Raw genomic sequence first — 25098 nt, forward strand, 5'->3', positions numbered from 1 at the left:
AGGAAGCGTCAGGTCTCGATGACGAGTTCGATGCGCGCTGCGTGCTCGAAGTAGTGAAGGAAGACTTCCTCTCCCTCACTTCGATTCATGATTTCGCGGAGCGAAGTTTTCGACAGACTTGCTCGCATGCGGTGCGCTCGCATCTCGTTCCACAAGATGTGGAGGCTGAGGTTCTGGCGGTCGTCGTCTGGTGTCACAAGAATTTCTTGTGCGTTCGGCACGAGGAATCGCCACCTGCAATCCGGGTTTGATTTCGGTCGCACTTCCATCCTGGCGATCTCTTCCTCTGAAGCAACGAGGTCATTTCTCTCGTCTTCGCCCGAATCCTCGTCGTCAATGACGGAACCCTTCGGGGAGGACTCCGCGCCGTCCTCGAACGAGAAGGCAAGGTGATCGCCCTTGTGCAGTTCATGCGCCATTTCCCAGATCAGGAAATCCGAGGCGCCATCAGGCCGCCGCTTTCCGCTGCCCGTGACGGTGAGCTGGGCGCAAGCCGGTCCCCAGATATCGGCTTGGACGTCGGCGGAGAACATCCACACATCGTTCGAGCCGACGGTGCACAGATGAGTGCCGTTCTTGGTGATGCGCAGTGCGGGCATTGAGGCCTGGCGTGATGTGGTCATCGAATATCTCCGCAGGGCACGTGCTCATCCATTTTCGTGAACACGGCGCGCTTCGAAGGAAGTCCCGGGCTGGCCTCGTTGCTGGCTGCCCGGGCCCGAATCTTCCCCCAACCTTGACCCAGGTCAAGCGCCATCCCCTCCCCTCGTGGCTAGCATCGAAGGCAACACGAGGAGACACCGTGGAACTCGAGATACCGGAGATGCTGGCCGCCGCACTGCAGGGCGAGGTCGGCGCGCAGTCGCCGCTGGGCCTGCAGCTGGGTGGGCATGGCGGCGGCAGTGGTGTGCGCATCGTGTCCAGCCGCCACTTCGACGGGCACGCGCTCAACCTGCTCTTTCAACTGGGCATGGGCACCGGCGCGCGCGACCTGGTGTTTCAGCTGCTGGCGCTGGACAACCTCAACGGCGAGCCGCAGGCGCGGCCCATCGCCAGCCTGGAGCTGATGGTGCCGGCGCTGATCGAATGGCTGCAGCGCGACCTGATCGACGGCTGGCTCTACCAGCGCGGCAAGGACGGCGTGCTGCTGCCCTGGCTGGTGCACACGGTGCGCCTGGTGAAGCCGACGGATGGCGAGTCTTACGTGCTCGTGGGTCTCCTGGCCAACACGCTGCAGGCGGCCAACCGCGAGCCGCCTTCGGAGCCGCGCCTTCGTTTCGCGGGCATGACCTGGGGCCTGAGCTTTCATGCGGAAGACCTGCCGGGCCGCACGCTGGCCGGCCTCTTCGCGGACCACGGCTTTCACAAGGAGTGCCCCGAGTTCAAGCGCGAGTACGACAAGCAGGTGGCCGCCTTCTCGCGGCTGCAGCCGCAGTTCGGCGCGCAGTTCACCATCGGCGGCAGCGCGTGGACGGCCGGCGAAGGCCCGCGCGCGAACATGGCCTGTCACCGCCTGCCCGAGGGCGCCGCGGCGCGCTGCGTGAACGACGAAGAGCTGCTGCAGCGCCGCTTCGACCTGGCCGCCGATCCGCACTACTGGCGCGAGAGCGGCATCGCGACCGGTTTCGACCGCATTCCGCAGCACTGCTACCTGCACCTGTTTCACCTGGACTGGCATCGCAACATCTGGGTCCACGCACAGCACGTGCAGGACTACAAGTACCAGCCCGGCCTGCGCGAGCGGCTGGTGCTGCCGCAGGCGCACCGCGACCTGATCGACATCCTCACGGCCGACCGCTGCTTCCTGGTGGAAGACGTGGTGCCCGGCAAGTCGGGCGGCACCACCATCCTGTGCAAGGGCGCGCCGGGCCTGGGCAAGACGCTCACGGCCGAGGTGTATGCGGAGGTCGTCGGCAAGCCGCTGTACCGCGTGCATTCGGGTCAGCTGGGCGTGACGGCGAATTCGGTGGAAGCGAGCCTCACGAAGATCCTGCAGCGCGCCGCGCGCTGGGACTGCGTGCTGCTGCTGGACGAGGCCGACGTGTACATCCGCCGCCGCGACAACGACCTGCAGCACAACGCGATCGTGGCGGAGTTCTTGCGCACGCTCGAATACTTCAGGGGCCTGCTGTTCATGACGACCAACCGCGTGGGCGACATCGACGAGGCCATCCTCTCGCGCTGCATCGCGGTCATCGACTACCAGCCGCCGGGGCCCGACGATGCGCGGCGATTGTGGTCCACGCTGTCGGCGCAACTGGGCGTGGCGCTGCCGGGCGCGGTGATCGACCGGCTGGTGGTGGACTATGCCGGCGCGAGCGGCCGCGACATCAAGGAGCTGCTCAAGCTCACGAGCAAGTACTGCCGCCGCAAGGACGTGCCGCTGTCGACGCAGTCGTTCGCGCAGTGCGCGGTGTTCCGCGGCATCGCGTGCGCGTCGTCGCAGTCCAGCGTGCAGCCGGAGGCGAGCGAATGATCGACGCCAGCCTGCTCGGCGGCGCGCTCACCGGCCGCCTCGCCTTCCGGCCGGGCACCCTGCCCGTTTCGCCGCAACTGCCGCCGGGGCGCCATGGCCTCTCGTTCGCCGAAGGGCGCGAGGCGGTGCTGGTGGTGCCCGAGGGCCTGCCCGCGGATGCGCCGGTGCCGCTTTTGGTGATGTTTCACGGCGCGGGCGGCGAGGCCAACCGGGTGCTGCCGCATTTCGTGGCGCATGCGCGGGCGCGGCGCTTTCTGCTGCTCGCGCCGCAGTCGATGTACCCGACGTGGGACATCGTGGTCGGTGGGCATGGGCCCGATCTCGAACGGCTCGACGGTGCGCTCGCGCGCGTGGCCGAGCATTTCCGCATCGACGCGGCGCACCTCGCGTTCGCGGGCTTCTCCGATGGCGGCAGCTATGCCCTGTCGCTCGGTACGACCAACGGCGACGTGGCAAGCCACGTGATCGGGCTGTCGGCCGGCTTCATGAACGCCTTCACACAGACGGGCAAGCCGCGCGTGTTTCTCGCGCATGGGCGGTCGGACAGCCAGCTGCCCATCGAGACCAGCGCGCACCCGCATGCGCGGCGGCTGCTGGAAAGCGGCTACGACCTGACGCTGCAGCCCTTCGATGGCGACCACGTCATCGTGCCGTGGGTGGTGGCACGCGCGGTCGAGTTCTTCATGGGGCGGCAAGAGCTGTAGCGCCGGCCTTCTCCTGGCGCAGCACCTCGCGCAGCCGCTGGTGCGCATCGCCATCCCACACGATGGGCTGCTGGTTCTTCGCGCGCAGGTAGTGGTGCGTGAACACCGCGAGGTAGGCCTCCAGCGTTTGCTCGGCGACGTGTTCGCCCGCGAGGTTCATGCAAAGCGCCGCCACCTCGCTGGTGCAGAAGTGATCGTCGCGCCCGGAGCGGCGCAGCTTGTACTGCGATATCTGCTCGGGCGCCAGGCTCAGCACCGGCAGCGCGTCCAGATACGGGCTTCGGCTGAACATCTTGCGCGCCTCGCCCCAGGTTCCGTCGAGCAGGATGAAGAGCGGGCGTTTCGCAATCGCACCGTCCGATGATTCGAGTGATGACGGCACGGTGTGCACCACGCGCTCCGGCGCCGCGTACTGCCCCGGAAACACCACATACGGTTGCCACTGCGGATCGCTCAACAGCGCCAGCAACGCAGGGTCGGTTTCCGTGCGCGCCCAGCCGAAGGCGAAGGTATCGGCCACCACATCGGCGATCAGCCAGCCCGTGTTGGTCGGCTTGAGCGGCTCGATGTCTGCCATGAGCAGGCAAACGCCCGCGCGCGTGGGCACCGACGGGCGCAGCGCGCACATGCAGTGGCTGGGCAGCAGCCGGCAGCCCGCGCAGCGCTCGCGCTTGAAACCGCCGCGGGCAAGAAAGGGCTTGGCACTTCGCGCGAGACGTGCGGCGCGAAGAAGGGAAACGGCGTGAGGCATGCGGGGATTTTCAGCTCAACGCGGCGCCTCGGAAATCATCTTGTACTGGCCGGGCTTTCCGGCCTCGATGGTGACCTCGCTGTCGTCGGACGAATAAGGGTTTGCGGCACGCAGCTGAATCCGCAGCCCGCTGAACGTCTCGCGCCGAGGGTCCAGCCGAACGACCGCGAAGCCCGAAGACAACTCCTTGACCAGCACCCGTGCGGCGAGCCGCGACTTTCCGCGTTCGTCGACGGTCAGCCACTCGAGCCAGAGCTTCGAATGCACATGCTCGAAGCCCTGGTTGACGATGATGAGGCGAAGCGTGCCACCGGCTCGTGCGGAAGACCACTCGCCGCCGGTCGCCACAGTGCTCACCTGCGGCGGCACAGCGGGCCCGTTGGCTTGGGCATGCACCGCAGCCGCACCCGAGATGGCGCTTGCGATCGTGAAGGCGGCGACTAACGTCCGTGGAAACGACTTCATGGTCTTCATCCCTCGCTGGTGGATTGGGGGCGGTGCAGGCAACTGTGCGGACTGTATCCGTCCACGTTGCCGCCGCCCGGCGAGCGATGCGCGCAAGCGCGTTCAGCAACTCACTTGCTCACCACGAGCGGCTTGCCCTTCTGCACCAGATAGGTCGCAAGCTCGGCCGCGTTGCCGCTGCCGACGTTCTTCGCCGAGTGCACCGCGCCGGCCGGAATGAACAGCGAATCGCCGACCTTCAACGTGACGGGCGGCTTGCCCTCGAACTGATATTCGACCGTGCCTTCGAGCACATAGGCGATCTCTTCGCCCGGATGCGAGTGAAAGCCGAAGGCCGCGCCCTGCGCGAAATCGACGCGCACCTGGATCACTTCGCGGCCCGGCTCGGCCAGGTCGTGTTTCAGCGATTGCGTGCGGCCGATGCCCGCGGGCTGCTGCGCGAATGCGAAGTGCGGCGCCAGCGTGCTGCCGGCGACCAGCAATGCCGCGGCCATCGTTCGGATGTTCAGTGTCTTCGTCATGAGAACTTTCAGAGGGTGTGTGTGGATGACGAAGGCGATTCTTGGGGGCGAACGCCATGCGGGCCGCGCGATCGGTATGCCTGTGTATCCGGGGGCGGTTTCGCGACACTAAATTTCACTGTCGCCGGAGAAGGCGCACACCGCGAAATAATCTGGAAAAGGTTCCGCACGACATAAGCGGCATTTGTTGGCGCGAATCGAAACATCCTCATGCGCCAAGGCGCTCACATCGCGCCGCACGTCCCTAAAGTGAATGCCCCTCTCACCCAATACCCCGCCAAGGGACTATGGAAGGCATCGCACCCACAGCACTCAGATGAATCGAAGGCCGCTTCGCCTCGCGGCGGGTTGTCGGTGCGCAAGCACCGATGCAAAAGCGAGGTATCAAAAGGCGACGGCCGGAGTGCGTTAACACCCCAGCCGTCTAACCAAAGACGTGCCCAACTTCAAAAAGGAAGCACACCAATGGCTACCAAGACTATAGCCGGGCATCCCACGCCCCTACCCCCCGACCAAGACCCGACGGACTTGCTCGAAGCCACCCTCGCTCAACTCGAAGCGCTGATGTGGACCTGCCACGGAGAAGACATCGACTGGAGCGGCGGCGATGGGCCCACGCAACTGGCCAACCTGCATTGGCTGGCGTCCGACCTGACGCGCCGGGCCAACGAGTTGTTCCAGTTGAGTGCGATGGCGCGCCGCAAGGCGCCTGAGACTGGCCAGTAAGGGCCGGTTTGGCAGGCTGCGGTTTCGCGGCCTGCCTTTATGCGAATGACCCCGGCGCCATCACCCCACTAGCCAGTAATGATCGGTTTGAGCGCATCGATCTCCGTGGCGATGAAGTCGAAGAATGCGCTGACGCGCGCCGTCTTCCGTATCTCGGGCATTGCAAGGAGCCGCCAGTCCCGCGCGAGCGCCGGGATGGGGCCGAGAACCCGGACCAGCTCCGCTTCGGAATCCCCCAGCGCCGTGGGCAGCGGCGCGATGCCAACACCCGCCTTCACCGACAGCAGGAGCCCGAGCACGCTGCCGCTTCGCGCCACGATGTTCGCGTGCGGTGCAACCTCGCGCAGCCACTGGCTTGCGCGGTGGCCCGCCATGCTCTCTTCAAAGCCCGCCAGCGGGTGCGCCTCGATTTCCTCGATGCACGATGGTTGGCCGTGGCGCGCCACGTATTCGCGGCTCGCATAGACGGCCCACAGCGAATCGCCGACCTTGCGCCCGACCAGCACGGCGTCGTCGGTGTCGCCTGAGCGCAGCGCGACGTCGGCCTCGCCGGTGCGCAGGTCGACGTACTTGTCGCTCATCACGAATTCCACATGCAGATCGGGGTGCAGCGCATGGAAGCGGTCCAGCAGCCCGGAATGCGTCAGGCGATTCACGAGCGGCTCCGGGCAGGTAAGCCGGATCACACCGGACGCATTGCGCTTGGAGACCACCAGCACCTGTTCGAATTCGCCCACGGCCCGCTCGACCTCGCGCGCGGCTTGCAACACCTCGGTGCCGAAGTCGGTGAGCCTGTAGCCGGTGGTATGACGCTGGACCAGCGCACGGCCGATGTGCCGCTCCAGTGCCGTGAGGCGCCGCTGCACCGTGGACTGATCGACATCGAGGGCCCGGCCCGCCGCCAACGTGCTGCCGTGCTGCGCCACAGCCACGAAGTACTTCAGGTCGTTCCAGTCGAGCATCGCCCGTTATGCACTATTGCGGCCCCGTTCTGCAAGTCCGCGCCTTGTGGCCCATGGCGCGCCGGCCTACGCTGGTGCCGCCACATCACTTGGAGGCCGCCCATGACGACAAGCCCACTCACGAATGGCCGCATGCCGCGGCGGCGCGTGCTGATGGCCGGTGCCGCCGCAGCGACTGCGGCCGTTTGCGGCTCGGCCGCCCTCGGGCAAACGACGTCATCGGCCTCCTCGGCGAAGCAGGAACGTCTTCGCATCCTCTGCACCGGTCCCGCAGGCAGCGTGCCGGACATCGTTGCGCGAGCCTTCGGCGAGGCGCTTGCCGGTGTCTTCGCACAGCAGGTCGTCGTCGACAACCGGCCCGGTGCGGCGGGCCAGATCGCGGTGCAGGCGCTGAAGTCGGCGCCGCCCGATGGCGCGACCTGGCTGCTGGGCCAGGGCGCGATCGCCAGCCTCTACCCCACGCTGTACGCAAAGCTCGGCTACGACCCCGCGCGGGACCTCGTGCCCGTGTCGCTCGCGGCAGAAATGAATCTTGGCGTGGCCGTGGGCAAGGCCGTGCCGGCGGAGGTCGCCGACACCCGGATGCTGGTCGAGTGGATGCGGCGCCATCCCGGCGAGGCCAATGCCGCATCGCCGGGCACGGGCACCCTGCCGCACATTCTGGAGGTCATGCTGTTCGACCAGGCCGGGCTGGACTGGCGCCATGTGCCCTACCCGGGTGGCCCGCCCGCCATGGCGGCGCTCCTTGGCGGGCAGGTCGCCGTGCTCGTGCTTCCGGAAGGCCTCTTGCTGCCGCAACTGGCCAGCGGTCGCCTGCGCTTGCTCGGCACCTCGGGACGCGAGCGCAGCCGCTTTTCGCCGGCAGTGCCCACGCTCGCCGAACAGGGCCACGCGCGATCGGTGATGCGCGAGTGGTTCGCCTTCTTCGCGCCGGCTGGCACGCCGGCACGGATCACTGAACAGGCGTCGGAGGCGATCGGCCACGTCGCGGCGAGCGCCGGGCTGGCACGCCGGCTCGAGGACGCGGCCATGACGGCGGCGCAAAGCTCGCCCGCACAACTGGCCGCGAAGATCGAGGACGACCGCCGGGCCTGGGCGCCCCTGCTGGTCGACGCCGGCATCCGGGGGGACGCATGACGGACGCGGCCGCGAGGGCCTGGGACCAGGCCGCAGAAGGCTGGTCCAGCAGCACGCCGATCGTTCATGCGTGGTTGCGGGCGGCCACCGCGGCGATGCTCTCCGAGGCGCGCCTCTGGCCCGGTGCACGCGTGCTCGACATGGCCGCGGGCGCGGGCGACCAGACGATGGACATCGCACTGGCCGTCGGGCCGGCGGGCCACGTGCTGGCGACCGACATCTCACCGAAGATCCTGGACTTCGCGCGCGAGCGCATCGAAGGGGCCGGCCTCGCCAACGTGCGCTTCGCCGTCGCAGACGCGCAGCAGCCGCTTCATGGGGAGGCGCCTTTCGATGCGGTGATGTGCAGGCTCGGGCTCATGTTCTGCATGAACCCGGCCGCTGCGCTGGCCGCGGCATTCGACGTGCTGCGGCCGGGTGGTCGCTTCGTCGCGCTGGTGTTCGGTGACCCCGCGAACAACCCTTGCATCACGACCATGATGAAGGTGGCCCGCAAGTACCGGGGGTTGGGCGGCAGCGTCCCGCCCTATGCCGATGGCGGTCTGTTCAGCCTTGCGGCACCGGGCAGGCTGGCGAGCCTCTTGACGGCGGCTGGCTACGCCGAGATTGCTGTGGAGCCGCTTGCAGCGCCATTCGAACTCCCCGATGCCGCCGCCTACGTCGCCTTCGTTCGAAGTTCGGGCTCACCGATCATGGAAGTGCTCGCGCCGCTGGATGCAAAGGCCAGGGAGTCGGCGTGGGGAGAAATGGTAGCGGCGCTTGGGCAATTTCAGGGCGATCGCGGCTGGGTGGGGCCCAACGAACTCTTGCTGGCCTCTGGCACGCGAGCGGGCGGCGCCTAAGATGCTGGGGTCGGATCAGCCCCGGAGTGCCACTCATGCCAAGCGAACTCACGCCAGTAACGACTGTTGCGCTCCCCACGCAGTCTGCCGTCGCGACGATCTATGAATCGACGAATCTCGCGGACGCGTTCGCGGTTCAACTTCCCCTTGGTACCTCCAGCGATCCGGATGTGCTGTGGCGATTCCTCATTGCGCACCAGCCATCGTGGATCGGATGGCTCACCAACATCCGCGATGCCATCGTTGCCTGCTTTGGCCTGAAGACCGCCAAGCACCTTGCGACGCTCTCCGGCGAAGCCGACGCCGACCGCATCGGCATCTTCAAGGTCTACGGCAGAAGCGACACCGAGATCGTTTTGGGCGAGGACGACAAGCACCTTGATTTCAGACTGTCGGTGCTCCACACGCCCGACTTGTCGCCAGCGCGCGGTGGCCAACTGACTGTCTCGACCGTCGTTCACTGCAACAACCTTTTGGGCCGGGCCTATCTGTTGGTGATCGCTCCTTTTCATCGCCAGGTCGTGAAAGCCAGTCTTCGCCGCGCTGCGCATATCGGGTGGCCCAAGGCAACTGCGAGATAGTCCGCGCGAGCAAGCCGTTGCCGCGCCGTGAATGGCTCAGGCAGCCTCGTCATCCACCACCGCACCGCGGTCCTTGATGCGCGTGACCTGCGAGAGCACGGCGTCCTCAGCCGTCATGTCCGGCCGCTGCCCCTTGTAGACCGGCTGCTCGAACTTGCCGCCCGCATAGCGGTAGAGATAGCGCACCTCGACCAGCGTGCCCGCCGCCGGCAGCGCCTCATTCGGCGGCACGGTCACGTTGCCCATGTCGACCATCGCGCCCGTCTCGTCGCGCAGCCCCACGGCCACCGAGCGCTGCGCGTTCACGCGGATCACCTCGCAGGTCGCGCTCTGGTTGAACTTGAACTTCAGGCTCGTGGTGCTGCGCCCCGCCGCGAACGGCGCGGCGAGGGCCTTGAGCACATAGCCTTCGCCATGCGCGGCCAGCAGTTGCGCGGCGCGGCGGCGCTTGCCTTCGGCGGTGGTTTCGAGGTCGATCACCACCATCCACGGCAGGCGCGCCACTGCCTTTTGCAGATGGCCGAAGCGTTCGATGAAGGGCGCGCCGCGCAGGTCCTGGCCATCGAGTTCCAGCAGGTCGAAGGCCTTGAAGGCATCGCCCACATGCTCGCCCGCGATGACTGTGCGGCCCGCCGATGCGCCCGCCCCGCCGACCCAGGCCTGCGGGATGTCGACGAAGAGCCCGCGGCGGTTGGTGCCGCGCACGGTCTCGCCCTCGATCAGCAGGATGCGGTTCTCGCCATCGGCCTTTTCCTGCAGGCCCCAGCCCGCGTCGTCGAAGTAGCGCGCCACCTGCTCCTCGAGGATCAGCGTGGGCAGTTGCGGCAGCTCGCCGCTGATGCGGCCGGCCAGTTCGGTCGAGGTGTAGAGCGCGCCGGATTGGTCGGGCGTGTAGCCCTTGGAGGTCTTCTCCTTCACGACCTTCTCGTAGATCTTCAGCGCGGCCTCGAAGGCGACGGGGCTGCTGGTCTTGGTGCCGGTGGCGAGCGTGCCGCCGCGGCGGCCGTTGCCGTAGTCGACGACCCAGCCATCGTCCTTCGCGCGCAGGTGGACCTGGTAGACCTTGTCGGAGCCCTGGCCCGTGAAATAGAGAAAGCTCGATTGCGATGCCTGCGTGCCGGCCATTTGTTCGCCAGCCGCTTGTTCGACGGGCGCGGCGGAAGGCGTCGGCTTGTTGGGTGGCTCCGCCTGCGGGCTCGCCTGACGCAGATCGACCTCCGGCCGCATCGACGCGGCGCCGTTCCATCGCACCTCGAAGCCCGCCGTGCGGAAGCGACCGACGATGAGTTCACCCACGCGCAGCATGTCGGCGTCGGCGCCCTGCGGCGCGCCCCAGTACGCGAGCGAGAGCTGGCTCGTGCGCTTCGCGCGGTTCAGGTCCTGCCGCGTGTAGAAGCAGAAGCCGTGCACCCCGGCCGCCTCGCCGCCGCGCTCGTGGAATGCCTCGGTGCAGTCGGAGAAACCGTCGGACTGCGTTTGCCCCGCGTCCTGCAGCGCGACGAGCCCGGCCTTCGTCAGCGCCTCGAAGACGGCGTCGATCCTCGCCTTCGTCACACGCCATTGCGCGGTCGTCATCTTCACCGGGTCGGGCTCGGGCGGCGGCGGTTCGGGAATGGGCTTGCCGGTGACGCGCGCGAGCAGCGCGACCACCTCTTCCATCATCGCGTTCACCGTGATGTGGTTGCCATGTCCGTCGCTGATGTCGGCCTTCGCGCCGGCGTCCAGGAGCAGTTGCACCGCATCGGTCGTGGGCGCGAATTCGGCGGCGAGGTAGAGCGCGGTGCGGCCATCGGTGCCGGTGTATTCGAGCGGGCTCGCGGCATCGAGCAGGAGGCGCAGCACGGCGATGTTCGGCGCGACCTCTGTCTGGTTCGAGCCCATCGCGGCGCACTGCAGCGCGGTGAAGCCCTGCGCGTTCACCGCGGCCATGTCGGCCCCGGCGGCGATGCATGCGCGCACCGTCTCGACATCGGCTTCGCGCGCCGCTTCGAAAATCTTCTTCGGATCCATGGCACTCCCTGTCTGCTGGTTTTTGGATTCTGCCGCAGGCCCATGGCGCGACGTGACGCCACATGGCACTTCACAGCCCGGGCGAACCTCGCTACATTCGACCCCTCGATCCACAACACAGACCGGAGGTGCGCGATGGAAGACACTGCTATTCATTCCCCCACCCCTCTACGGTTTGTTGTCGGGTCGATCAAGAACTGCTGCTGACGCGCTCCCTGCGCAGCCTGTGCCCCTGAAGGCATAGCAGCCGGTTCGACCATCGCGGCCTTCCGCCGCGACACAACCGCCCGATTCAAACGCCGCCGCTGGCACGCAAGTGCCGCGCGCGATCCGTTCTTTTTTTCGAATCAAGGCTTACCCATGCTTGAAACCCGTGCCGCCGATGCGCGGCCGTTCGCGATTTCCCGTTTCGATCCGCACCTCGCGTCCGCCGCGGAGTGGGTGCAGTACGTTGCCTACTGGCGTCTTCGCAACGAGGAAGACTTTCCGCACGAGCCGCTGCCCAGCGACGCCCACGCCCAGCAGTTCATGCAGCAGCACATGCCGTTGCATGAGATGCACCGAATCGTTGCGCGCGACGCGCATGGCCACATCGCAGGCAGCATCAACATGAGCGTTCGCCGCGAAGGCACGCCCGACTGCGAAGCCCATGCGCCCTTCGTCAATGTCGCGGGCGGCGTGCGGCAATCCCACCGGCGGCAAGGCGTCGGCAGCCTCCTGTTGCGGGAACTGCTGGCGCTGATGGACACGCAGGGCAAGACCACCGCCACCTTCAACGTCCACCTGCCCGAGAGCCACGCTTTCCTTGCCGTGATCGGTGCCACCGAAAAGCACCGCAGCATGGAGAACCGCATGGCCTTCGCAGGTCTGGACAACGCCGCCCTCGCCCGCTGGCGCGCCGAGGCGCTCGCGCCGGCGCACGGCCTCTGCCTGGAGATCCACGCGGGCCGCGTGCCCTTCGAGCGGCTCGCCACGCTGATGGCGCCGCTGTCGGCGCTGCTCGAAGACGCGCCCACCACCGGCCTCGCCCGCGCGCCGATGCGCTTCGAGCTCGCGGACTTTCGCGCCTGGTACGCCGAGATCGACCGCCGCGGCGGCGAGCACTTCCTCGTGCTGCTGCGTGAGGGCGACGAGGTGGCCGCGGTGTGCGATGCGAGCTGGAACCGGCTCTACCCCGACCGCATGTTCCAGCGCCTGACCGCCGTGGCCCGCCGCTGGCGCGGCAAGGGCCTGGCCAAGGGCGTGAAGGCGGTGATGCTGCAGCTGGTGCGGGAGCGCCACCCCGGGGTGGTGATGGCCGTAACGCAGAACGCGGAGGTCAACGCGCCCATGCTGGCCATCAACCGGCAGCTGGGCTTTGCGCCGCACAGGCATGATGGGGCCTACCAGATCGGCACGGAAAGCCTGAGGGCCTTCCTCTCGACCCGACCACTGACTTCGCGGGAGGCACGCACATGAAGACACCCCAGAGACTGCAGACCCTCGTGGACGAAGGCCTCGTCGACTCGGTCGTGCGCCAGCTGATGAGCGGCAAGGAGGCCATGGTGTACGTCGTTCGCTGCGGCGAGGAAACGCGCTGCGCCAAGGTCTACAAGGAGGCCGACAAGCGCAGCTTCCGCCAGGCCGTGGACTACACCGAGAACCGGCGCGTGAAGAACACCCGCGAGGCCCGCGCCATGGCCAAGGGCACCAAATTCGGCCGCAAGGTGACCGAGGCCATCTGGCAGAGCGCCGAGGTCGATGCGCTCTACCGCCTGGCCGCGGCCGGCGTGCGGGTGCCCACGCCGCACAACTTTCTGGAAGGCGTGCTGCTGATGGACCTGGTGACCGACGCCAACGGCGACGCCGCCCCGCGCCTGAACGACGTGGCCTTCTCGCCCGAAGACGCCCTGCGCCACCACGCGAGCCTGCTGCGCGAGGTGATGCGCATGCTGTGCGCGGGCGTGGTGCACGGCGACCTTTCGGAGTTCAACGTGCTGCTGGCCGAGGACGGCCCGGTGATCATCGACCTGCCCCAGGCCGTGGATGCCGCGGGCAACAACCACGCCAGGCGCATGCTGCTGCGCGACGTGGAGAACCTGCGCAACTTCTTCGGCCAGTTCGCGCCCGCGCTGCTGAAGACGCACTACGGCGAGGAGATCTGGCAGCTCTACGAGCGCGGCCTGCTCAGGCCCGAGACGGAGCTCGCGGGCACTTTCGTGCGCGAGACCGGCCCGGTCGATCTGAGCAACGTACTGCGTGAGGTGGACGACGCGCGCGCGGAAGAAGCGGCGCGGCTCGTGCGCATGCAGGCGCCACGACAATAGCGGGCCGACCACGCCCGCTCCGATGACTTCCAACGCCCTCCCCCAGCGCCAGCCCTTCTCGACCGCCGCCACCGCCGTTCGCCACATCGCCAGGGCCGCGGCCTTCGTGGCGCTGGGCGTCGGCTCGGCGGCCCATGTGGCCCATGCCGGCGGCATTCGCCTCGAAGACGACCGCGGCACCACGCTCGAACTGCAGGCGCCGGCCAAACGCATCGTCTCGCTGATGCCCTCGCTCACCGAGACCGTCTGCGCGCTGGACGCCTGCGACCGGCTGGTGGGCATCGATCGCCACGCCAACTGGCCGGCCTCGGTGAAGGGCCTGCCGCAGGTCGGCGGCATGGACGACGCGAACATCGAGCGCATCGTCGCGCTCAAGCCCGACCTGGTGCTGCTGCGCCCGCGCAGCCGCGTGGCCGAGCCGCTGGAGCGGCTGGGCATCAAGGTGCTGGCCCTGGACGCCAAGACCCATGCCGACATGCGGCGGGTGATGGAAACGGTGGCCCGCGCCACCGGCAAGCCCGGCGCGGGCGAGACCTTCTGGCGCCGGCTCGATGCCGGGCTCGACGCGGCGCGCGCCCGCGTGCCGGCGGGCTGGCAGGGGCGGCGCGTCTATTTCGAGGTGCACGGCGGCGTGGCGGCAGCAAGCGAAAGCTCCTTCATCGGCGAGACGCTCGCGCGCCTGGGCCTGGCCAACGCGGTGCCGGGCACGCTCGGCCCCTTTCCCAAGATGAGCCCCGAATTCGTGGTGCGCGCCGACCCCGACGTGCTGATGGTCTCGGCGCTGGGCGAGATCTCGGCGATGGCGGCGCGGCCCGGCTGGTCGGCCATGGCCGCGATCCAGCGCGGGCGCGTCTGCAGCTTCGCCTCGGCGCGCTTCGACCTCATGATGCGCCCCGGACCCCGGCTGGACGAGGCGGCCGATGCCATCGTGGGCTGCCTCGCTTCGCTGGGCGACCCGCGGCGCTGAACCCGGGCACGTCACACGACACTGGGCGCTGGCTGAGTGCTGTCGTACCATCCAGACACCTTGACGCCTGCACCGAACCCTGCCACCCCCACCGCCCCTGATGCGCTCGAGGACAGCGCAGAAGCCATCGCGCGGGACGTGTCCGCCGTCGGCCGCATCAGCGCGGTGCCCTCGCTGCTGAAGATCATCTGCCAGAACACCGGCATGGGCTTCGCCGCCGTGGCCCGCGTGACCGACGGCACCTGGACCGCCTGCGCGGTGGAAGACACCATCCAGTTCGGCCTGCTGCCCGGCGGCCAGCTCGAGGTGGGAACCACGCTCTGCAAGGAATCGCGCGCCGTGCGGCTGCCAGTGGTCATCGACCACGCCAGCACCGACCCCACCTACCGCGACCACCACACGCCCCGGCTCTACAACATCGAGAGCTACATCTCGGTGCCGATCGTCTACACCAACGGCGACTACTTCGGCAACCTGTGCGCCATCGACCCCCGGCCGGCGAACGTGTCCGACCCGCGCACCGTGGCGATGTTCACCGCCTTCGCCGACCTGATCGCGCGCCAGCTGGAGAACGAAGCCCACCGGGAGCGCGCCGAAGTCGCGCTGCAGTCCGAGCGCGCGACCGCCGAGTTGCGCGAGCAGTTCATCGCCGTGCTGGGCCACGACCTGCGCAACCCCTTGTCCGCGGTCGGCGCGGCGGCCGAGCTGCTGATCCGCCGCCAGGCCGAGCCGGACCTCGTGAAGCTCGGCACGCGGCTCAAATCGAGCACGCGCCGCATGTCCGGCCTCATCGACGACGTGCTCGACTTCGCGCGCGTGCGGCTGGGCTCGGGCATGGGCCTGGCGATCCGCGACGCCGATTTCCTCGCCTCGGGGCTGAAGGAAGTGATCGACGAGGCGCGCGCGTCCAACCCGCACCTGGACATCCGCGACGAGCTGTCGATCAACCGCGTGGTGCGCTGCGACCCGCCGCGCATCCAGCAGGTGCTGTCCAACCTGATCGGCAACGCGGTAACGCACGGCGGGCCGCACGACCCCATCGTCGTTCGCGCCGCGCTCGAAGACGACCGGCTCGTGCTGTCGGTGAGCAACGGCGGCGTACCCATTCCGCCGGACGACCTGCCGAAGATCTTCCAGCCCTACTGGCGCCCCGCGAACAGCAAGCCCGGCGGCGGGCTGGGTCTGGGCCTGTACATCTGCGCGGAAATCGTCTCTGCCCATGGCGGCACGCTGGAAGTCACTTCGTCGGCAGCGGAGGGCACCTGCTTCGTGGCGGTCCTTCCCGTCGGCTGATTTCATCTTTTCCCGAAGGGCAGGCAAATGCACAGGACCGGCATGGTGGTCGTCCCCGCCGCGGACTTCACGCGCGGCGAACTCACGGCGCTCTGGAACCAGGCCTACGAGGGCTATTTCGTGCCGGTGCGCTTCGACGAGCCGCTGTTCGCGCGGCACCTGCGGCGTGCGGTGGTGGACCTCGCGCTGTCGCGGGTGATCGTGGCCGATGGCACCGCCTGCGGCATCTCGCTCTCCGGGCGGCGCGGACAGCGCGGCTACCTCGCGGGCTTCGGCATCGCGGGCACGCACCGGCGCCGGGGGCTGGCGCGGCAGCTCATCGCGGCGCAGGCCGAGGCGTGGTCGAAGGCAGGGCTGCATCGGGTCTTTCTCGAAGTCATCGAACAGAACCCGGCCCGCGCGCTCTATGGCCAGGCGGGTTTCGAGGAACTGCGCACGCTCGACGTGCTGGAAGGCAGCTTCGAGGCGCGCGGCACCGTCGCGACAAAGGAGCTCGACCACGCCGACCTCGCGGCCGTGCACACGGCGTGTGCCGCCCTGTCCCGCCCCACGTGGCGCCGCGAACTGCCGACCGTGCTGGACGCCATCGACAACGAGAACGCCATCGCGCTCGGCGTGACGCGCGGCACGGCGCTGGTCGCGTATGCCGTCGTCCCGTCCACTGGCAACGCGCTGCCCGACGCAGCGGCCATCGATGAGGCGGCGGCCCACGACCTGCTCGACGCCCTCGCGGCCACCCGCCCCGGCACCCGCTGGCGGCTGGTGGACGAGCCGACCGGCAGCCAGCTCTTCCACGCAGCCACCGTGCGCGGCGCGACGGCTGTCATCCGCCAGATCGACATGGCGTTGACAATCGAGCCGGTCGACGTCCAGCCCTTTCCATGAAATCCCGCCACAAGCAGCCTGCCACCTCCTCCACTCCGTTCATCCGCGTCGGCCCCAGCGGCGTGCACGGCCTGGGCGCCTTCGCCACCCGTGACCTGCCGGCGCAGGCCTTCCTCGGCCTCTACGAGGGCCGCCGCTATTCGAAGCAGGAAATCGCCACCAAGGTCTGGAACGACCAGCTCACCTACCTCTTCACGCTGTCGAACCACGAGACCATCGACGGCGCCAAGGGCGGCAACGGCACGCGCCACCTGAACCACGCCTGCGAGCCGAACTGCGAGGCCGTCGAGGAGTACGACGACGCCGGCGAGCTGGTGCTCAAGTTCCAGACGCTGGTGGCCGTGGATGCGGGCGACGAGCTGTTCATCGACTATTCGCTGACGGCGGACGACGGCTCGCCGCCCTCGAAGTACCCCTGCCATTGCGGCTCGCCGAGCTGCCGCGGGACGATGCTGGCGCCCGTAGAGAACGCGGAGACCGCGTCTGAGTCGGACGGCCCGGTGACGGCAAAGGGCGCCGCGGCGACGCTCAGCGACCTGCCCTGGTGAAGCTGAGGCGCAAGGCGCTCAGGGCGATTCGCTCCTGAGGCCGCGCAACTGCTCCTCGGCGCGATCGAGCTCCGCACGGAGCGTGCGGATTTCCTGCTCCAGCTTCTCGATGCGCGCCGCGCGGCCTTGCGCAGGTACGGGCGGCACGAGCGCCGCGCAGCGCGCCTGCAGCGCGGCCAGTTCGTCGCCCAGTTCGCGCCGGCGCAGCATCTGGCCGCGGGAGCGGGCGAGCGCCATGTCGCGCTCGAGCACCGCTTCCTGCGCCTTGCAATCGGCCGCGTCCACCGGCACGGGTGGTGCCGTCTGTGCGAAGGCGGGCATGGCCAGGGCCCATGCAAGGGGCAGGAAGCAGGGTTTGAAGCGCATGCCGCGAAGGTACCCGAAACACCCCGCGTCGGGGGCGCCCGGCCCTATGCCGTGCGGGCCATGCACCGGGTCTCGATCGATCGGTGCGCTGCGAAATGCGCTGTCGATTCCTGTGATTCAGGCCGGCAGGTAGCGCGCCTGCCATCGGCTGGCCAGCTGCTGCGCCCGATGCAGCGGTAGGCGCGCCGCTTCGAAATCGACCACGCAGGCGAAATCGGCCGCTTCGGGCCGCGCGGGGCTCTCGCTGCTGCGGCCATCGGTCAGCAGCCAGAGCCAGCGCTGGCGTGCCGCGCTGTGCGCGAGCAGCTGGTCCGCGCGCTGGACGCCGAGCGCCAGCGGCGTGCCGCCGCCGGCCGCAATGGGCGCCACCCAGTCGTCGTTCCACGCGCTCGCGCGGCGCGGCGGCAGGCGCAGCTTGACCACATCGCCGGCAAAGCACAGCAGCGCGACATGGTCGCGCCGCTGGTAGGCCTCTTCCATCAGCGACAGCAGCAGGCCCTTGGCGCGCGCGAGGTTGCCGTCGCTGCGCATCGAGGCCGAGCAGTCGAGCAGGAAGCAATGCAGCGCCCCGCTGCGCGCCTGCAATGGGCGGCGGCGCAGGTGTTCCGCCCGCAACGTGTCGGCGCCGCGCGCCGCGAAGGTGCGTGGCCAGTCGAGCGCGGCGCCCGGCGATGCGGCGCCGTGCCATGCGTCCCTTTGTCGGCCCTGCCTCCAGTCGCCCTGGCGTGCGCCAGCGGGTGCGGCGTCCCGGAGGCTCAGGCTTTTTTTGGGGCGGCCTGCGGTGCGGTTTGCGAAGGGATCAGCGGGCGCAGCGGCTTCACGCGCTCGATGCCGACGGGTTCGGGGGGCATGGCGCCCCAGTCCTGATCGCCTGCGTTGTCTTGGCCTGCGCCGTTCTTATCCGCTGCGCGCTGAGGGGCCTGCCTCGCAGGTGCTTGCGCGGGGGCCGCGCCTTCGGCTTCAGGCTTGCGACGGTGCAAGAGCACGGCTTCGGCCACGCGCTGCACATGATCGGCGGTGATCGCTGCCGCGCCCTCCCACGCCGCGAGCGCGCGCGCCGAGCGCAGCATCACGAGGTCGGCGCGCAAGCCGTCGACCTGCGCGGCGATGCACAGCGCGCCGACCGCTTCGTGCACTTCGTCGCCATACGGCAGTGCCGATGCACCCGCCACGACGGCGCGGGCCGAGACGAGCGCCGCCGCCAGCTCGGCTTCGGCCTGCGCATGCTTCGCGCGAAAGCCCTGCGGATCGGCATCGAACGCGAGCCGCGCGCGCACGATAGCCTGCCGCTCGGCCGCGTCCTCGATGTTGCGCAGCTGCACGCACAGGCCGAAGCGGTCGAGCAGCTGCGGGCGCAGCGTGCCCTCCTCCGGGTTCATCGTGCCGACCAGCACGAAGCGCGCCGCATGCCGGTGCGAGATGCCGTCGCGCTCGACCACGTTGACGCCGCTCGCGGCCGCATCGAGCAGCGAATCGATCAGCGCATCGGGCAGCAGGTTGATTTCGTCCACGTACAGCACGCCGCCGTGCGCGCGTGCCAGCAGCCCGGGCGCGAACTTGAGCGCATGGCCCGCGAGCGCCTGCCCGAGATCGAGCGTGCCCACGAGGCTTTCGAGGCTCGCGCCCAGCGGCAGCGTGACGAAGGGCGCGCCCGGCAGCAGCTCGGCCAGCGCGCGCGCGGCCGTGGTCTTGGCCGTGCCGCGCGGACCTTCGATCAGCACGCCGCCCAGGCCCGGATCGACCGCGGCCAGCAGCAGCGCCTGGCGCAACTGCGGCTGGCCCGTGATCGCGGCGAAGGGAAAGGGCACCGGCATGGGCGCGGCAGTGGTCATGGGAGCGTTCCTTCCATCTGCTGCTCGTGGTCGAGCAGCAGGTTTTCGAGTTGGGCCTGATAGTCGCCGGGCGACTGCCAGAGGCCGCGCTGCATGGCTTCGAGCAGGCGGCTCAACATGTCGTGCAGCGCGCGCGGATTGTGTTCATTGACGAAGTCGCGCGTGGCGGCATCGAGCACGTAGGCATCGGCCACCATCGCGTACTGATGGTCGCCGACCACGCGCGCGGTGGCGTCGAAGCCGAAGAGGTAGTCCACCGTCGCGGCCATCTCGAAGGCGCCCTTGTAGCCGTGGCGCTTGACGCCATCGATCCACTTGGGGTTGACCACGCGCGCGCGGATCACGCGGCTGATTTCTTCCTTCAGCGTGCGCACGCGCGGCGCCTGCGGGTTGCCGTGGTCGCCGTGGTACATCGCGGGTTGTTGGCCGCTCAGGTGGCGCACGGCGGCGGCCATGCCGCCCTGGAACTGGTAGTAGTCGTTGGAGTCGAGCAGGTCGTGTTCGCGGCTGTCCTGGTTCTGCAGCACGACGTTCATCGCGCGCAGGCGCCGCACCAGCGCATCGGCCGCGGGCACGCCGTCGCTGCCCTGGCCGTAGGCGTGGGCGCTGCCGCCGACGTAGGCACTGGAGAGGTCGTCGTCGGTCTGCCAGTCGCCGTGGTCGAAGAGCGGCTGCAAGCCCGAGCCGTAGCTGCCCGGCGCGGAGCCGAACACGCGCCAGCCGGCTTGCGTGCGCGCGTCTTCGGCGGTCGCGCCTTCTGCTTCGAGCGCGGCGGCTTCGCGCAGGATGCGCGCGCGGATCGGGTTGCGCTCGGCGTCTTCGTCTTCCTGCGATGCGACGGCCTGCACCGCGGCGTCGAACATCTGCACCGCGTTGGGAAAGGCATCGCGAAAGAAGCCCGAGATGCGCAGCGTCACGTCGATGCGCGGACGCCCGAGGCCGACCGTGGGCAGCACCTCGAAATCGACCACGCGCTGGCTGCCCGGCGCCCACTTGGGCCGCACGCCGATCAGCGCGAAGGCCTGCGCGAGATCGTCGCCGCCGGTGCGCATCGTGGCCGTGCCCCAGACCGAGAGGCCCAGCGCCACGGGGTAGTCGCCGTGCTCCTGCAGATGGCACTCGACCAGTTGCGCGGCGGACTTGAGGCCGAGCATCCAGGCGGTGGGCGTGGGGATGGCGCGCGTATCGACCGCGTAGAAGTTGCGGCCGGTGGGCAGCACATCGGGCCGGCCGCGCGACGGCGAACCGCTCGGGCCCGGCGGCACGAAGCGGCCCTGCAGCGCGCGTGAAAGCTGATGCAGCTCCTGCGCGCCGCAAGCGTCCAGTGCGGGCGCAAGGCTTCGCTCGATGCGGCCCATCACGGCCGCTGTGTGCGGCATGTCGGGCGGGCAGGCGTTTGCTTCCAGCAACTGCTGCGCCAGCAGCTCCAGCCGCTCGCGCGTGTCGCCGTGGTGCCGCCACGCATCGGCGCTCACCGATTGCAGCAACGCCGGGCGCGCGCCCTGCCACGGTTTGGCCGCATCGATGTCCAGCGGGTCGAAGGCTTCGCCCGGCAGCAGGTCTTGCGCCAACGCGCCCAACAGCCCGGCGTTCGCACCCGTGCCATCGGCGGACGGATAGCGCGCGAGCGCGAGCAGCGTGTCGCGCCGCAGCCGCGCCTCGGGCGATGCGCCGAACACATGCAGCCCGTCGCGGATCTGCGTTTCCTTGAGTTCGCACAAGTACGCATCGACGCGCGCGAGCACCGCATCGTCTTGCGCGCCCGGCATGCCCAGCTCCTCGACCAGGTGCTGCGCCCGCACGGCCGCGAGGATCTGCGCGCGCAGCACCTTCGCGCGGCGCGCATCGACCAGCAGCGCGTCGTAGTACTCGTCGACCTGGCGCTCCAGGTCCTGCAGCGGGCCGTGGTTCTCGGCGCGCGTGAGCGGCGGCATCAGGTGATCGACGATCACCGCCTGCGTGCGTCGCTTGGCCTGCGCGCCCTCGCCCGGGTCGTTGACGATGAAGGGATAGACGTTGGGCAGCGGCCCGAGGATCGCATCGGGCCAGCAGGTCTGCGCGAGCGCGATGCTCTTGCCCGGCAGCCATTCGAGGTTGCCGTGCTTGCCCACATGCACGACCGCGTCGATCGCGAACACGTCGCGCAGCCAGAAATAGAACGCGAGGTAGCTGTGCGGCGGCACGAGCTCTGCGTCGTGGTAGCTCCCGTAATCCGCCGCGCCCAAGTTGCCGAGTGCGCGTGCGGGCTGGATGCCGACGAACACGCGGCCCAGCCGCAGGCCGGCGATCATGAAGCGGCCTTGCCGCAGCATCGGGTCCTGCTCGGGCGAACCCCAGCGCGCGTCGATGGCCGCGGCCATGCCTTCGGGCAGGGCCGCGAGCCGCGCGCGGTAGTCGGCGAGCGCGTAGCTCTGCCAGGCGGGGCGCGCGGACCATTGGGCAGGATCGTTCGCGATGCCCTGCTGCAGCGTCTGCATCAGCGCATCGCCGTCGGCCGGGATCGCATCGCCGAGCACGTAGCCCTCGGCCTGCATCGCACGAAGAATGGCGATCACCGAGGCCGGGGTGTCGAGCCCCACGCCGCTGCCGATGCGGCCTTCGCTGCCGGGGTAGTTCGCGAGGATCAATGCGATGCGCTTGTCGGCGACCGGCAGGCTGCGGAGGCGACACCAGCGCCGCGCGAGCTCCGCCACGAAGGCGATGCGGTCGGGCTCGGGCTGGTAGCTCACCACCTCGGTCTGCGTGAGTTCGCAGCGGTGCGACAGGCCCTTGAAGCTCACGGCGCGCGTGATGATGCGGCCGTCCATCTCGGGCAAGGCGATCTGCATGGCGATGTCGCGCGGGCGCAGGCCCTGGCTGTCGGCCAGCCAGTCCTCGCGGTTGCCGCCGCTCACGATCACCTGCAGCACCGGGGCATCGCCGGCCAGCGCCAGGGCTTCGCCTGCTTCGCCTGCTTCGCCTGCTTCGTTCTTCGCGCCCTGCCCCAGCGCGGCGAAGGCGGTGGTGTTGAGCACGAGCTGCACGTCGTGTTCGCTGCACAGGCCCCGGAATGCGGAGAGGCACAGCGGGTCCTTCAGAGAATCGAGCGCGACCGGCAGCGGGTTCAATCCTTCGGCTTGCAGCGCGGCCGCGAGCGCGTCGAACGCCGCCGTGTTGCCCGACATCAGGTGCGAGCGGTAGAACACCAGCGCCACCACCGGCGCACCCGCGTGCCAGCCGGCGCGCAGGTCGTCGATGCCGGCGACGGTGTGCGCCGCGTCGATGCCGCGCGGCACATGCAGCGCGACCTGCGGCAGGCTGCGCGGCGGCAGCGGCGCCTCGCCATGGCCGAGGCCGTGGAAGGCCACTGCGCGCAGGAACTGCATCGCATTGCCCGCGCCGCCCGCGCGCGTGTACTGCCAGAGCTGGCGGCTCACCGCGCGCGGCACGGTGCTGCGCGCGAGCAGGTCCTCGTCTTCCTGCAGGTCGCCCGAGAACATCGCGAGTTGCTGGCCCTTGCGTTTCGCAAGTTTTTCGAGCTGCTGCAGCCCGTAGGCCCAGGCCGATTCGGCACCCAGGTGATCGACCACCACCACGCGCGCATGCTGCAGCACCTCGTCCACATACAGGTCGAGCGAGGCCGGCTGGCGCAGGTACATGAGGTTGGCCAGCCGCAGCGACGGGTAGCCGGGGTCGGTGGCCGCCAGCGCGGTGCGCGCGGCGGCCAGCAGCGCGAGCGTGGTGTCGGCCGAACTGAGCACCACGATGTCGCCCGGCGTCTGGTCGAGCCGGGTGACGATGCTGTCGTCTTCGACGAAGCGTCCGGGCTGGGTGCTCAGCAGGTGCATGCGGTCAGGCCGTCAGGCGGGCACGGCGGCCACGCCTTCGAGCGCCTTGCGCAGTGCCGCTTCGTCCAGGTCTTCGCCGATGAACACGAGGCGCGTGCGCTGCGCCTCGTCGTCGCGCCAGCGGCGGTCGAAGTGGTGGTCGAAGCGGCGGCCCACGCCTTGCACCAGCAAACGCATCGGCTTGCCCGGGATCGCGACGAAGCCCTTCACGCGGTAGATGGTGTGCTGCTCGACCAGCGTGGCGAGTGCGGCCAGCAGGGCCTCGCGGTCCATGGGCGGCAGCTCGATCACGAGCGAATCGAACTCGTCGTGGTCGTGGTCTTCCTCGTGGTCGTGGTGGCTCTCGCGCAGGTGGATCGTGGTCTCGGCCGCGCGGCCCTGGCCCAGGAGCAGCGCGAGCGGCAGCTTGCCTTCGCTCGCGGCGACGATCTTCACCTCGGGCGGCAGCTCCTCGCGCACCAGCGCCTCGACCTGCGCGCGCATGGCGTCGTCCATCAGGTCGGTCTTGTTGAGCACCACGAGGTCGGCGGCCGAGAGCTGGTCTTCGAACAGTTCGTGCAGCGGCGATTCGTGGTCCAGGTTGGGGTCGGCGCGGCGCGCCTCGTCCACGGCTTCGGGGTTCTGGGCGAACTGGCCCGAGGCGGCGGCCGGGCCGTCGACCACGGTGACCACCGAATCGACGGTGAAGATGTTGGCGATGTCCGGCCACTGGAACGCCTGCACCAGCGGCTTGGGCAGTGCCAGGCCCGAGGTCTCGATGATCACCGCGTCGATGTCGCCGCGGCGCTCGGCCAGCTGCAGCATCACGGGCAGGAATTCTTCCTGCACGGTGCAGCAGACGCAGCCGTTGGCCAGCTCGTACAGTGCGCCTTCGCGCTCGTTGCCTTCGTCGTCGCAACCGATGCCGCAGCCGCGGAGGATCTCGCCATCGATGCCGAGCTCGCCGAACTCGTTGACGATCACCGCGATGCGGCGGCCCTCGGCGTTCCCGAGGATGTGGCGCAGCAGGGTGGTCTTTCCGCTGCCGAGGAAGCCGGTGACGATGGTGACGGGAATCTTGGCGTTGCTCTGTGTCATGGAATGGAGGTTTTCAGGCGCCGGAGCGCGAAGAGAAGGGGCGGCACGCTACGGCTCGCCGCAAGCGGACTGCGGCGTGCGTGCGACGGATTCAGCTCAGACGCCGCCGTACAGGCGGCGCTCGACGAAGACGGTGCCTTGCAGACGGCGCCAGCCCTTGGCCGCGGCCAGCACGCCCAGGTCGACCAGCGGCTCGACCAGCACGACGGTCATGTAGGCCGCGCCGAAGCTGGCGATCTGGCCGAGGTTCTCCAGGCCCGTGCCGCGTCCGTAGAGCGCCCAGAAGCCGACCCAGACCACGATGCCGCCCTGGTAGGCCACGGACAGCTTGAAGGCCTGCTGGTAGCTCAGGTCCACGTAGGCCACGTTCTCGGGAATGATCCGCCGCGCGAGCGCGGCCGTCGCGAACAGGGGCACCAGCAAGGTGGTGACGTTCATGCCGAACTGCGGGATGTCCTGCGGCTCGAAGAACAGGCCCTGGATCAGCAGCCCGCCCGCCAGGCCGATGGCCGCGGGCGCGAGCCCGAACACCAGCAAGAGCGTGGTGCCCAGGATCAGGTGCACCTCCGACACGCCCACCGGGTGGTGCGGCAGCACCTCGAAGAAGCAGAACACCAGCGCCACGGCAATGGCCGAGCGCAGCGCCAGGGCGGCGGGGCCGTCCTTCACGAGGGTGTCGAAGGCCACCTTGCCTGTGTAGGCCAGCGCGGCGGCTGCCGTCGCGTAGCTGAGGAAAATCTTGGATCCGTCGACGAGACCTGGTTCGATGTGCATCGAGCACCTCCTGTAGTGCACCGCAGTGCGAAAGTTGATTGTTGGTGG

24 protein-coding genes are annotated in these 25098 nt (G+C 69.1%); 12 read left to right on the forward strand and 12 right to left on the reverse strand.

Going from position 1 to position 25098, the window contains the following annotated elements; translation table 11 throughout:
- Positions 1–8: 8 nt before the first annotated feature.
- Entirely contained in the window at positions 9–623 is a 615-nt protein-coding gene (locus JC881_RS05165) for a hypothetical protein (protein WP_198784581.1), read from the reverse strand.
- 179 nt (positions 624–802) lie between these two features.
- Between JC881_RS05165 and JC881_RS05170 the strand changes: the two genes are divergently transcribed.
- A complete protein-coding gene (locus JC881_RS05170) occupies positions 803–2476 on the forward strand; it encodes an AAA family ATPase (protein ID WP_198784582.1) in 1674 nt (557 codons plus the stop codon).
- Positions 2473–3180 (forward strand): alpha/beta hydrolase, encoded by a 708-nt coding sequence (locus tag JC881_RS05175; RefSeq protein ID WP_198784583.1) that lies wholly within the window; start codon positions 2473–2475, stop codon positions 3178–3180. The genes JC881_RS05170 and JC881_RS05175 overlap by 4 nt, the downstream gene beginning before the upstream one ends.
- Here the strand turns inward: JC881_RS05175 and JC881_RS05180 are convergent.
- The 3 genes from JC881_RS05180 to JC881_RS05190 form a co-directional block, all read right to left on the reverse strand.
- Positions 3158–3931: a tRNA-uridine aminocarboxypropyltransferase gene (locus tag JC881_RS05180; protein ID WP_198784584.1), complete on the reverse strand. Its 774-nt coding sequence runs from the start codon at positions 3929–3931 to the stop codon at positions 3158–3160. The genes JC881_RS05175 and JC881_RS05180 overlap by 23 nt on opposite strands.
- A gap of 15 nt (positions 3932–3946) precedes the next feature.
- On the reverse strand, positions 3947–4396 hold the full coding sequence (locus tag JC881_RS05185; RefSeq protein ID WP_233101532.1) for a hypothetical protein: 450 nt from the start codon (positions 4394–4396) through the stop codon (positions 3947–3949).
- Positions 4397–4506: 110 nt separating this feature from the next.
- Positions 4507–4917 (reverse strand): cupin domain-containing protein, encoded by a 411-nt coding sequence (locus JC881_RS05190; RefSeq protein WP_198784586.1) that lies wholly within the window; start codon positions 4915–4917, stop codon positions 4507–4509.
- Between the two features lie 465 nt (positions 4918–5382).
- On the opposite strand from JC881_RS05190, the gene JC881_RS05195 reads away from it, so the two are divergent.
- Positions 5383–5643, forward strand: coding sequence for a hypothetical protein (locus JC881_RS05195; RefSeq protein WP_198784587.1), 261 nt, complete (start codon positions 5383–5385; stop codon positions 5641–5643).
- A gap of 68 nt (positions 5644–5711) precedes the next feature.
- Here JC881_RS05195 and JC881_RS05200 read toward each other — a convergent pair whose 3' ends face one another.
- Positions 5712–6605, reverse strand: a complete 894-nt coding sequence (locus JC881_RS05200; protein WP_198784588.1) for a LysR family transcriptional regulator — start codon at positions 6603–6605, stop codon at positions 5712–5714.
- A 102-nt stretch (positions 6606–6707) separates the two neighbouring features.
- Here JC881_RS05200 and JC881_RS05205 point away from each other — a divergent pair, with 102 nt between their 5' ends.
- The 3 genes from JC881_RS05205 to JC881_RS05215 are packed head-to-tail and all read left to right on the forward strand — an operon-like array spanning position 6708 to position 9165.
- Positions 6708–7742 (forward strand): tripartite tricarboxylate transporter substrate-binding protein, encoded by a 1035-nt coding sequence (locus tag JC881_RS05205; protein ID WP_198784589.1) that lies wholly within the window; start codon positions 6708–6710, stop codon positions 7740–7742.
- Entirely contained in the window at positions 7739–8584 is an 846-nt protein-coding gene (locus JC881_RS05210; protein ID WP_198784590.1) for a class I SAM-dependent methyltransferase, read from the forward strand. The genes JC881_RS05205 and JC881_RS05210 overlap by 4 nt, the downstream gene beginning before the upstream one ends.
- A gap of 35 nt (positions 8585–8619) precedes the next feature.
- A complete protein-coding gene (locus JC881_RS05215) occupies positions 8620–9165 on the forward strand; it encodes a DUF2867 domain-containing protein (protein ID WP_198784591.1) in 546 nt (181 codons plus the stop codon).
- A 36-nt stretch (positions 9166–9201) separates the two neighbouring features.
- Here the strand turns inward: JC881_RS05215 and JC881_RS05220 are convergent, their stop codons facing one another.
- Complete coding sequence (locus tag JC881_RS05220; protein ID WP_198784592.1) at positions 9202–11175, reverse strand: DUF6891 domain-containing protein; 1974 nt, start codon at positions 11173–11175, stop codon at positions 9202–9204.
- 360 nt (positions 11176–11535) lie between these two features.
- On the opposite strand from JC881_RS05220, the gene JC881_RS05225 reads away from it, so the two are divergent.
- Genes JC881_RS05225 through JC881_RS05250 form a run of 6 tightly spaced genes read left to right on the forward strand, consistent with a single transcriptional unit; the run spans position 11536 to position 17174 of the window.
- Entirely contained in the window at positions 11536–12633 is a 1098-nt protein-coding gene (locus JC881_RS05225; protein ID WP_198784593.1) for a GNAT family N-acetyltransferase, read from the forward strand.
- Positions 12630–13481 carry a PA4780 family RIO1-like protein kinase gene (locus JC881_RS05230; RefSeq protein WP_198784594.1) on the forward strand — a complete coding sequence of 284 codons (852 nt, stop codon included), beginning with the start codon at positions 12630–12632 and terminating at the stop codon, positions 13479–13481. The genes JC881_RS05225 and JC881_RS05230 overlap by 4 nt, the downstream gene beginning before the upstream one ends.
- A 22-nt stretch (positions 13482–13503) precedes the next feature.
- Positions 13504–14448 (forward strand): ABC transporter substrate-binding protein, encoded by a 945-nt coding sequence (locus JC881_RS05235; RefSeq protein ID WP_198784595.1) that lies wholly within the window; start codon positions 13504–13506, stop codon positions 14446–14448.
- A gap of 60 nt (positions 14449–14508) precedes the next feature.
- Positions 14509–15741: a GAF domain-containing sensor histidine kinase gene (locus JC881_RS05240; RefSeq protein WP_198784596.1), complete on the forward strand. Its 1233-nt coding sequence runs from the start codon at positions 14509–14511 to the stop codon at positions 15739–15741.
- A 42-nt stretch (positions 15742–15783) separates the two neighbouring features.
- The gene (locus JC881_RS05245) at positions 15784–16626 is read left to right on the forward strand and encodes a GNAT family N-acetyltransferase (protein WP_198784597.1); all 843 of its coding nucleotides are present in this window, start codon (positions 15784–15786) and stop codon (positions 16624–16626) included.
- Positions 16623–17174 carry an SET domain-containing protein gene (locus JC881_RS05250; RefSeq protein WP_233101533.1) on the forward strand — a complete coding sequence of 184 codons (552 nt, stop codon included), beginning with the start codon at positions 16623–16625 and terminating at the stop codon, positions 17172–17174. The genes JC881_RS05245 and JC881_RS05250 overlap by 4 nt, the downstream gene beginning before the upstream one ends.
- Before the next feature lie 18 nt (positions 17175–17192).
- Here the strand turns inward: JC881_RS05250 and JC881_RS05255 are convergent, their stop codons facing one another.
- The 6 genes from JC881_RS05255 to JC881_RS05280 all read right to left on the reverse strand — a co-directional run bounded on the left by JC881_RS05255 (position 17193) and on the right by JC881_RS05280 (position 25050).
- Entirely contained in the window at positions 17193–17495 is a 303-nt protein-coding gene (locus JC881_RS05255; protein ID WP_198784598.1) for a DUF1090 family protein, read from the reverse strand.
- Positions 17496–17657: 162 nt separating this feature from the next.
- Positions 17658–18125, reverse strand: coding sequence for a vWA domain-containing protein (locus JC881_RS05260; RefSeq protein ID WP_233101534.1), 468 nt, complete (start codon positions 18123–18125; stop codon positions 17658–17660).
- A 170-nt stretch (positions 18126–18295) separates the two neighbouring features.
- Complete coding sequence (locus JC881_RS05265; RefSeq protein ID WP_198784600.1) at positions 18296–19372, reverse strand: ATP-binding protein; 1077 nt, start codon at positions 19370–19372, stop codon at positions 18296–18298.
- Complete coding sequence (cobN, locus tag JC881_RS05270; protein ID WP_198784601.1) at positions 19369–23199, reverse strand: cobaltochelatase subunit CobN; 3831 nt, start codon at positions 23197–23199, stop codon at positions 19369–19371. The genes JC881_RS05265 and cobN overlap by 4 nt, the downstream gene beginning before the upstream one ends.
- Before the next feature lie 12 nt (positions 23200–23211).
- Positions 23212–24276, reverse strand: coding sequence for a cobalamin biosynthesis protein CobW (gene cobW / locus JC881_RS05275; protein WP_198784602.1), 1065 nt, complete (start codon positions 24274–24276; stop codon positions 23212–23214).
- A gap of 96 nt (positions 24277–24372) precedes the next feature.
- The gene (locus tag JC881_RS05280; protein ID WP_198784603.1) at positions 24373–25050 is read right to left on the reverse strand and encodes an energy-coupling factor ABC transporter permease; all 678 of its coding nucleotides are present in this window, start codon (positions 25048–25050) and stop codon (positions 24373–24375) included.
- Positions 25051–25098 lie beyond the last annotated feature (48 nt).

It is taken from the genome of Variovorax sp. IB41 (assembly GCF_016405905.1).
Taxonomy (GTDB): Bacteria; Pseudomonadota; Gammaproteobacteria; order Burkholderiales; family Burkholderiaceae_C; genus Variovorax.